Annotated in this window: 6 protein-coding genes and 1 pseudogene; 5 read left to right on the forward strand and 2 right to left on the reverse strand. The window is 51.4% G+C overall.

Features of this window, described 5'->3' with window-relative positions; all coding sequences use genetic code 11:
- Positions 1–13 precede the first annotated feature (13 nt).
- Positions 14–1,179, forward strand: a pseudogene (locus JCM15831_RS18810) (alpha-hydroxy acid oxidase).
- Positions 1,180–1,207: 28 nt separating this feature from the next.
- Positions 1,208–1,654, forward strand: a complete 447-nt coding sequence (locus JCM15831_RS18815) for a lipocalin-like domain-containing protein (protein ID WP_232228177.1) — start codon at positions 1,208–1,210, stop codon at positions 1,652–1,654.
- A 151-nt stretch (positions 1,655–1,805) separates the two neighbouring features.
- Here JCM15831_RS18815 and JCM15831_RS21595 read toward each other — a convergent pair whose 3' ends face one another.
- Positions 1,806–2,015, reverse strand: a complete 210-nt coding sequence (locus JCM15831_RS21595) for a hypothetical protein (protein WP_156938869.1) — start codon at positions 2,013–2,015, stop codon at positions 1,806–1,808.
- Positions 2,016–2,061: 46 nt separating this feature from the next.
- On the opposite strand from JCM15831_RS21595, the gene JCM15831_RS12255 reads away from it, so the two are divergent.
- Positions 2,062–2,271 (forward strand): hypothetical protein, encoded by a 210-nt coding sequence (locus JCM15831_RS12255; protein WP_156938870.1) that lies wholly within the window; start codon positions 2,062–2,064, stop codon positions 2,269–2,271.
- A gap of 1,524 nt (positions 2,272–3,795) precedes the next feature.
- Here the strand turns inward: JCM15831_RS12255 and JCM15831_RS12275 are convergent.
- The gene (locus JCM15831_RS12275) at positions 3,796–4,551 is read right to left on the reverse strand and encodes a class I SAM-dependent methyltransferase (protein WP_025824496.1); all 756 of its coding nucleotides are present in this window, start codon (positions 4,549–4,551) and stop codon (positions 3,796–3,798) included.
- 99 nt (positions 4,552–4,650) lie between these two features.
- Between JCM15831_RS12275 and JCM15831_RS12280 the strand changes: the two genes are divergently transcribed.
- Together JCM15831_RS12280 and JCM15831_RS21600 are read left to right on the forward strand one after the other, a co-directional pair.
- On the forward strand, positions 4,651–5,433 hold the full coding sequence (locus JCM15831_RS12280) for a helix-turn-helix transcriptional regulator (protein ID WP_025824497.1): 783 nt from the start codon (positions 4,651–4,653) through the stop codon (positions 5,431–5,433).
- 859 nt (positions 5,434–6,292) lie between these two features.
- On the forward strand, positions 6,293–7,363 hold the full coding sequence (locus tag JCM15831_RS21600) for a beta strand repeat-containing protein (RefSeq protein ID WP_198024324.1): 1,071 nt from the start codon (positions 6,293–6,295) through the stop codon (positions 7,361–7,363).
- Positions 7,364–7,400: the final 37 nt, after the last annotated feature.

Below are 7,400 nucleotides of genomic sequence, written 5' to 3' on the forward strand. Positions count from 1 at the left end.
TGACAGGAATGGCATGACGGTCAGATATCCTCTTACTTCCATCGAAGACCTTCGGCTGGTTGCCAAACAGCGGCTACCGAAGCTCTTTTACGATTTCGTCGATTCAGGTTCCTGGACGCAGTCGACATATCGGGCAAACGAACAGGATTTCGAGCGGATTCTGCTCCGCCAGCGTGTCGGTCGGGATGTGCGTGAACGCCTGCTCCAGACCCACCTTCTGGGACAGAAGGCAAGTATGCCGATCGTGATCGCGCCGACGGGTGGAGCGGGCTTTCTTTACCCGGATGCCGAAATAGCGGCGGCGCGTGCGGCTGCCTCGGCGGGGATTTCCTACGGTCTGTCGGTCGGGAGTTCCTGTTCGCTCGAAGCTGTGAGAGCTGCGAGTAACGCGGATATCTGGTTTCAGGTATCTCTGTTCAAAGATCGCCTCTTTCTGAAGCGGTTGATCGAGCGCGCCAGGAACGCCGAATGCGGGGCCCTCATTCTGACGCTCGACTACCACGTTGTTGGCCAGCGTCATTGCGATTTGAAAAACGGGGTGGGCTTTCCTCCACGAATCACACCGCGACTGCTGGCCGACGTAGCGACCCATCCTCGCTGGATCCTGCGCATGGCAAGAGCGCGCCATCGCGGTTTTGGAAATGTCATCGGGCATGTCGAGGGTGTCACCGACATCAAGAGCTTCGGCCGGTGGCAAGCCAGCCAGCCTTTCGATCTCAATCTCGACTGGGAGGCTTTGCGCGTCATACGCGACGCCTGGCTGGCAAGTTGCTGATTAAGGGCATTCTGGACCCGGAAGATGCAGAGAAGGCTTTAAGTATCGGAGCCGATGCGATCAGCGTTAGTAATCAGGGTGGGCGTCAGATCGATGGAGGGCCTTCTTCGATTGCGATGCTGCCCTCGATTGTCGATACAATTGACGGGCGAGCCGAGGTCTTCCTCGATGGTGGCATACGCACGGGTCAGCAGATCTTGAAGGCGGTGTGTCTGGGCGCCAGAGGTGTGCTGATCGGTCGAGCTGCCCTTTACGGTCTTGCAGCTGGTGGAGAAGCGGGTATGACCCAGGCGCTCTCCCTGTTGCGCAAGGAGCTGGATCACTCCATGGCTTTTTGCGGTATCAGAGCGCTTGAAAGCAGCTCGCGTACGAATTTGTCAGCCTTCCAGAGCATTCAGGCGTAACTTTTCAGAGAAGGCGGAAAAAGAGAAAATGACTAAGCAAAGCCTGGCGATTCAGGACGAGGGTGTTTCCGACGTTCTTTTGGGTGATGAACTCAAGGCAGCGCTCATCGGGACATGGGAACTGGTCTCTTACGTTGTGGAAGAAAAAGAGACCCGTACCCAGATTCCTGCCATGGGTCAGTCACCCAGAGGACGGGTCATCTTTACGGCCGATGATTGGGTTGCGTTCAATCTGGAGGGGGAGGGCCGGTCGCCGGCTCAGACCAAACAGGAAAAGGCCGAGCTTCTTCAGACCCTGGTTTCTTATATTGGACGCTTCAGAATTGAAGAAGACGCGTGGATTACGCGCATCGAAACGGCCTGGATCCCTGAATGGGTTGGCTCGGAGCAAAAGCGGTTCGTGCGCATCGAAGGCGAGATCGCCCATGTGACGACGCTTGGCGTCACATGCCCAACTGGCAACCCGACCGGCTGACACGAAGCAGGATCCAGTTTCGTCGTCTGGGCTCAGATACCTAAAGCCAAGTCGAACTTGCCTGACTGCTTGGTTACATCTGTGACGATACTTAAGAACGATGAGCTGCGATCACTAGTTTGTCTCCCTCCAAATAAGTGGCCGTCTGAGCTCAGGCGGCGAGCTGTGGATACTGGCGGGTAATAGCTGCACTCTGGATACTGCGATGGTCCAACGGGCGACGGCGGCAGGGTGGGGCGAATGTCGGCAGCGCGCGCGGTGAGGCGCCGAACCAGACGTGTTCGATCAACTCGAGCAGCAAGGCTGTTCTGGCGGCCCTTGGGGGCGATCTGAAATCGGCAGGAGCGACGATCGACAGCACGGGCGATATGGTGCTGTCAGCGGCGAAGTCTCTGGATCTGTGGTCTGTGACCGACAGCATCAGTTACGATACTTCAGGCAAGAAATCGGGCCTTCTGACGCATAGCCGCTTCAGCGATCCCGGTAGTCAGTCGGTCGAGCACGGCTCGAACGTGACATGGGGCGGCACGCTGACGGGTCTTTCCGGCGGGGATATGAGCGTCAAAAGGTTGATTGGCGCCCAGAGCGATATGACGCTTTCAGTAGAGATCGCCTGAGGCCATGACAATTTTTATCCAGATGGAAATATTACTCATGGATATCAGGTGATAGAATGTAGATGATGTGTAATATCTTTATTGATTACGAAGCGAAGTATTCGATCAACCACCATCCTGAATGTGATGGTTGGATCAAATATGAAGTTAGAAAATTACTTCGTTGATATGATGGCGTACAGAGAAGGTGGAAAAATTTATTATAAATCGAGAGGTGAGATTATTAAAGATTTTCGTGAAGTATTAATTGAAATCACTATTTTTGGAATGAAAATAACGAGGGTATCTTTGAGCGGTAGGATTCGACTGTGCGCCCTGTGAAGATGACCATTTCCTTCGACGGCTGGACGATTGGAGAGTCAATGAAGAAAATTAATGATATTTGCCTGCCTTTGATACAGAGAAGTTATCATTGAGGGAGTGGAGTGTTTTTCTCTCTGGACGCAGGATAATAGGTTACGCTGTGAGGGAATATGATATACAATCTTCGATTCAAACATATCTTAAATATACATAAAGAATTTATTTCTGATATTGCGAAGATAAATAATATAGATATAGACACTGAAATTATATCAAGAGGGTTTATTTATGAAGATAATTGCTTATATCTAAATTTTTTTACAGAAAGAGTGAATGAAGATTTTTTCTGCAGGGAGGATGATTACTACAGACAAAACTCCATAAATACCATCCCTATGGATTGGTATTACCCGGATAATACGTTTCTGAAAACTCTAATATTTTGTCATAAATTATTTACAGAAATTGCAATGATCAATAAAAACATATCGTGTATCATGCTGATGTGCATGGATACCATTGATGATGGTGCTGATTTCGACGATGAATCTGAATATAAAGTGTCGATAACCTTAAAAATATTTGCCAAATCCGCACCTGTTTCATCTTTGTTTTCTGATTTATCCCGGTTTCATAACGGAAATGCGAAGTTTGAAAGTAAATCCGATATCACGACGTTCATACACGAGCTTCGTTCAACCCGATGATCTACATATCTGCCGATCATAAGATATCCGCCGGCATGGCCCGATTATTAACAGCGTGACTCTGAACGATTATCAGGTCAATGGCAGCATTCAGAACGAAGTGGGTTCCGTCGGCACGATTGCGGCGAACTGTGCGGCAGCAATGTCTGCGAGCCGCGATGTCAGCTTCGAAATGTGTCGTTTATTCCTTGCGAATATAGGCAATCTTTAGATTTTCCATCTGGACGGTGTGCAGATGGAAGTCCGTGAAAGCAGCATCATGGTATCCGCTCTGGCCAGAAGGGGGAGGTGAACAAGGTGTAAGCGATCGAGAAGGGTTACCACTCTTAACGTACTGACGCAGGCGGTGATCGTGAGACGCACGATGTCAAATGATCACTTCCGTATCTCTCCTGGTTTCTGCATGAATGCTCCATTTTGGTCAGTTACGTGAGGTGATGAGCAAACCCTTCCCGGAGAACTTGCTCACACCTTGTGCCACGACACTTCACCATTTGCGCTGTGGCCGGTTTGGTCACAAAGGCCTCACGAGAAAGCTGCTAACATCGATTTCAAAACTACCGTCCGGTTCAATGCAGAAGTGGCGTTTCACTTCCTCTGGAGCGGAGTGCTGTAGCGAGCGTATTGCCGCGACGTGTTCGGAGGGTGTTTTTGTCCGGCTGACCCAGCTTTTGAAATCCATGCGCAGGCGATGTGTCTCCGTGGTCTGAAGAGAACATCCTGCCTGTTCCAGTAAGGCGGCCCATTCGGAAATTCTGTAATCCCGGACATGCGAGACGTCCCGCAGCAATTCCATCGACTGCAACCAGCTGTCCAGCAGAGCTGAAGAGGGGGCCGTGACATCGATGAAAACGCCGATGGCATCACGGGTCATCACACGCTTCGCCTCGCGTAGTCCCGCAACAGCGTCGGTCCAGTGATGGGTTGTGAAACGGCAGAACACCCCATCGAAGCTTCCGTCTTCGAAAGGGAGTTTTTCAGCAGGAGCCTGCATTGTCGTGATATTTGTCAGTCTCTGCCGCGTGGCCTCCTGCGCGACGGCTTCCAGCATCGTTCCTGTCGGGTCGCAGGCCACGACTTCGCTTACATGCGGAGCCAGCCGGTAGCTGACATGACCGCCCCCGCACCCCAGATCAAGGACGCGTTGCAGCCCTTTCCCTGCGACCAGCCGTTCAATCTGATCCAGATCAGTCCCCTGATTATGTACCACGCTGGAAACGTAATCCTTTGCTCGCGAGGCGTAATGTCTTGCGGCAAATGGCTCTGTCATTGTCTTGCTCCATCGTTTGAGTCCCCAACGCGATAGATCCTGTCGGAACGAACAAACGAGTATAAGTTCCTTATTTATACTGGTATAAAAACCACCATCATGCGCCGCTCTCCCGAACAGCATCGTGCCCTTGGGGCTTTCCTGCGTGCCCGCCGTGAGGCTCTTTCGCCCGAAGGTGTCGGGTTGCATCCTCTGCCGGGGCGCCGCCGCGCTCGCGGTCTGAGAAGGGAAGAGGCTGCTCAGCTCTGTGGGATCAGTACGACCTGGTACACCTGGCTCGAGCAAGGGCGGGATGTCTCATGCTCGACGGCAACGCTGGCGCGAATTGCCACGGCATTGCGGTTGTCTGCGGCGGAGAGGCTCTACCTGTTCGAGCTAGCGCAGTTGAAAGATCCGGACGTCACACTCACGCCTGCTTCGTCTGATCTTCCCGAGCACATCCGAACTTTTCCTGACCATATGACTGTTCCCTGCTATGTGCTGGACACGCTGTGGAACGCATGTGCTGCGAACCGGCTGGCTCGACTTCTTCTTGTTGGATGGCTGGACGGCGCAGAAAAAAATCTCCTTCGTTTCGTTTTTCTGTTCCCCGAAGCGCGCGCCCTCCTCGACGATTGGGAAGGCAGTGCCCGACGAGTGCTTGCCGAGTTCCGAGCCGCCAGCATTCATGGCAATGAAGAACAGGTGGACGTGCTTGTGGAGGAGCTTCGATCTAGGAGCCCAGACTTCGAGCGTTTGTGGCAGAATCAGAGTGTATTGTTGCGTCAGGGAGGTGCTCGCAGATTTTCCCATCCGCTTCACGGCCGGATCGATTATACCCAAACGACTCTTACTTTCACGTCCTGCCCTCAATACCAGCTGGTGACGCTGAAACCTGCTTAGTTACGCCAGGCTCTGATGGTTATTCTCGATCTTCCAACGGTCATCGATCCACGCTCTCTGAGCGAGATCGGGATTAGCTGGATGCATCTGACTGTCGCGGTGAGTCCGTAATCCGTTAGGCACTCGAATATGGAGAAGCAGAGCCTTTTCTTACATCAAGGGGTGATTGATGAGTGCCGAGAGACGCTTGATATCATGGTTTCAGATTTGAGAGAAACATTCTTGATGCGGATCGGTCTGCAATGAAAATATTGCACCTTCAGTGGTAAGTGGCGGATGTATCCGTAATTTATAGCTATGATTCAATGTTTAATGAGAATAACTTTACCAATATTCACATAAATAAGTGAAAAAAACAGGTAAGATAATAATATTTTCAAATATTCACTAATTCAGCGTCTTTTCAGCATTTTACATTCACAATATGGATATAATGTAATGAAATAGTTCGAAATCTTTTGTCGCTTCAACCGTTAATAACCCGCGAATTGATGTTTATTTGTTACGAAAATATGACACGGGCTGCAGGGAGAGGCCGGAATTGGGATTTCTGTGAGTGTTTGATTCTGTCTCTCCTCTTTCCGGGTATATTCAATTGATCTATAAACGTCATTATTCTTATTTTGCTCTTGTCGGTATTACTTTGGCGTACGGTAATTCGCCATTTTTTGGAACGGCACTTGCAGCTTGTGTTAATATAAGAGGAACCGTTACATGCAGCGGGGTGACCCCTGTCCGGATCGGTACTGGTCCTAATGATCCGACAACGACCCTTAATGTTGTTTCAGGCGCGTTGCTACGAGATGACAATCGGAGCGTCTCTTTAAGTCTTGGATCCGGGACCACGGCATCGCGAAATGTGATCAACATAGACGGAACTGTTCAAGGTTACGGTCGAACGGGCGGTCCATATAATACAGGCGGGAATGTTGTAGAATTTGGAGGAAACACTGTCGTTAATATTGGGACTACCGGTGTAGTCAGTCAGCTAGCGGGGGGGACTGGGAATTCCGAAGCGTTCAACCCGACGGGCGGTAATAATATCTTCAACAACTATGGTCTGATAACCACCGCAACCTCGGCAGCTTTCTGGTTTGAGGGAACCCAAACTGCGACAGCGCGACTTGGCAATACCATAAACAACTACGGCACCATTACTGCGGGAACCAGTGGTACGGGCACGATTGTCGGTAATTCCAGCGCGGGTAGCATCAATTTTACCAACTACACTGGCTCCACTATCAACGGCAATATCAGCTTGGGAACGAGTGGTTCTCTCTCTAACAATGTGACACTGTATAACGGCTCCACCGTCAACGGGAATATTTCGGGAGGAGGAGACGCTGCTGTCCTTAATCTTGCCGGTGACAGTGGTTCTGACACTCTGAATGGAACGGTGCGAGGTTTTGGCACCCTGAATAAGAACGGCGATGGCATCTGGACGGTGGGAGGGGCTTCACCCCTCTCAAATCTCAGCTCATCGCTCTCATTGAACATCAACGATGGCACCCTCATTCTGGCCGGGACCGCTTCCTCGTCCCAGACACGCGCCACGATCAACTCTGGGGGCACCTTTCAGCTCGGCACTGGGGGAACTGCAGGGTGGATCGACGCGGTTCAGGCCAATAACGGCACGCTCGCGTTCAACCGGTCTGATGCCAATACCTTTGGGACGGCGATAACAGGCTCGGGCGACGTGGTGCAAATGGGCTCTGGCACGACCACGCTGACAGCTAATAATACCTATACTGGTGCTACATCGATTAACAACGGCACGCTTGCGTTGAGCGGATCAGGCGCGATCGCGTCTTCCACCGGCGTGCACAATAATGGCACGTTCGATGTCTCGAACGCGACGTCGTCAACCCCTTCCATCAGGCGCTCGATGGTGGCGGCCGGACCATTTTGGGTAGCAAAACGCTCGTTCTGACCAATGCCAATTCGACGTTTGGCAATAATTATTCAGG

The sequence above is a fragment of the Asaia astilbis JCM 15831 genome, assembly GCF_000613845.1.
Taxonomy (GTDB): Bacteria; Pseudomonadota; Alphaproteobacteria; order Acetobacterales; family Acetobacteraceae; genus Asaia; species Asaia astilbis.

Coding starts and splice junctions, on each gene's coding strand:
- JCM15831_RS18815 (WP_232228177.1), top strand. CDS start 1,208: ATGACTAAGCAAAGCCTGGCGATTCAGGACGAGGGTGTTTCCGACGTT.
- JCM15831_RS12275 (WP_025824496.1), bottom strand. CDS start 4,551: ATGACAGAGCCATTTGCCGCAAGACATTACGCCTCGCGAGCAAAGGAT.
- JCM15831_RS12280 (WP_025824497.1), top strand. CDS start 4,651: ATGCGCCGCTCTCCCGAACAGCATCGTGCCCTTGGGGCTTTCCTGCGT.